Annotated in this window: 2 protein-coding genes; both read left to right on the top strand. The window is 55.7% G+C overall.

Translation table 11 applies throughout. The features are described 5' to 3' along the window. On the top strand, positions 1 to 1,077 hold a 1,077-nt coding region (locus tag ACWGDX_RS39295; RefSeq protein ID WP_453633617.1), incomplete at its 5' end, for a YwqJ-related putative deaminase. Between the two features lie 26 nt (positions 1,078 to 1,103). Next, positions 1,104 to 1,681, top strand: a 578-nt coding sequence (locus ACWGDX_RS39290; RefSeq protein ID WP_453633615.1) for a hypothetical protein, incomplete at its 3' end; no start/stop codon positions are given.

Here is a 1,681-nt window from a genome sequence, read left to right as displayed (position 1 = left end):
GTTGCTACGTCAACCCTGGTTGATCAGGCAGGCGGCGCCGCGACCTTGACAAGTGGCCAGCGTGCGGCGATCGCCGGCGTATCGACGTTGCTGGGCGGTTTGACAGCCGGGCTTGCCGGGGAGAATGCGCAGGGCGGGGCTGCGGCGGCGCAGAATGAAGCGCTGAACAACGGGTTGGCGGATCACGGTATGCCCGCGAATCCGCTGCGTAAGGCACTCGATATAGCGTGCGGCGGCGGTACCAAGCCATGCGACCCCAAGTTACTGCAAACGTTGATGCAGGCGCAGGGCGCTAATGCCGATCAAGCGTCGGCGATGATGAATGCCGCCGCCCCTTATGTCGGAGGTGCGCTCGGTGGTGTGCTGGGTGGTGTGCTGTTCGGTCCGGGAATCGCCGCTGGATGTGTAGCAAATGCCGTCCTTTGTGCAAACGAACTGACTATACTCGCGGCGGAGGTCTATGCCGGTCTGAATGGTATGCCTGTAGGGACGGGGGCCTCAGTCCTGACGGGTGTGTCGTCGCCAGCCGCAATGGGATCTGCTGTCAGTGTCGAGGCGCGAGCGCTAGGCGAGGCTCGGTTGCTCATCGCGGAGGGAAGCAAAAATCCTGCAGTCTCGGTAGGGGGGGCTGCCGCGCTTGGCATTCAAACTCCCCCGTTCAGCAACATTCTTGCAAAGGTGCCGACGTTTCCGGGAGTCAAGATGTCTGCAGATGGCGATACGTTTGTGATTGTCGATCAGGGTAAATTTATGGATGCGATTGCTGGCGAGTATGGCAGGTCCGGTCAGAAGCTTAATGGCCAGACAGTTCGGCAGATCGAGGGCTATATTGCGAGTCACGACTCGTTTCCGACCATGGCAGGGATACCTGGCTTGCACGCGGAGGTTCAGTCATTGAACTACATCTACAACGCAGTGCCGAATCCGGCCACGCTGAACCTGGCCGATATCAGTATTGCGACCATAAAGCTGGGGCGGAGCAGTGCGGCCGGAACTCAAGGAGGCGCGTTCACGGCATGTCAGAATTGTAGTGGGATCATTCCACCCAAGGTTAATGTCATTACCGGGAGGCAATAGAGTTGAACCGGGTAAATATCGAGTTGATGGAGCGGAAAGATGGGCGATATTTTCTTTCCGGAAAGAGGTTTTCTGGAATTGCCTTTGAAATTGGGCAAGATCAAAGGGTGCGCGCGATAGAACTGGTGGATGGTGTCGAAGTGGGGAGCTACCGTCCAATTTGCGCGAGCCCAGATGATGGATTCGATCAGGTTGATCTGACTGGAATGTTGTCTGACTATGAGGTACCGTTGTACCAGGGGCGACCATTCAGCGGAATCGGATATGAATTCGATGACGGTGCCTGTACGCGGGAAGTCTTTCTGCGGAACGGCATAGTGTATTCAGAGGCTTGGTGGACCGAGGCCGGAAGGATGGTTTATTTCGATGTTCCTAATGATGAATTTGGCGAGGTTTATGAGTGGTATTCATCTGGTGGGTTGAAGAGTGTAGATATAACGACCAATCTCGAGTTTTATGGGGGGGTGCGCTTTTCTGAGGGTGGGCGACTCGTGTTCTTGAGTGCGTGCAACGGTTTTCTTGAGGCTATTCCGCGAATAGCAAGGAAGGCTCGATTTTTTCCCGTTGCTACAGTTCGCGATGTCGAAAAGCTCGAGATATCAGA

The organism is Streptomyces sp. NPDC055025 (assembly GCF_053608565.1).
The sequence above is the reverse complement of the archived record's forward strand: the minus strand, read 5'-3'. Positions and strand labels throughout refer to the sequence as shown.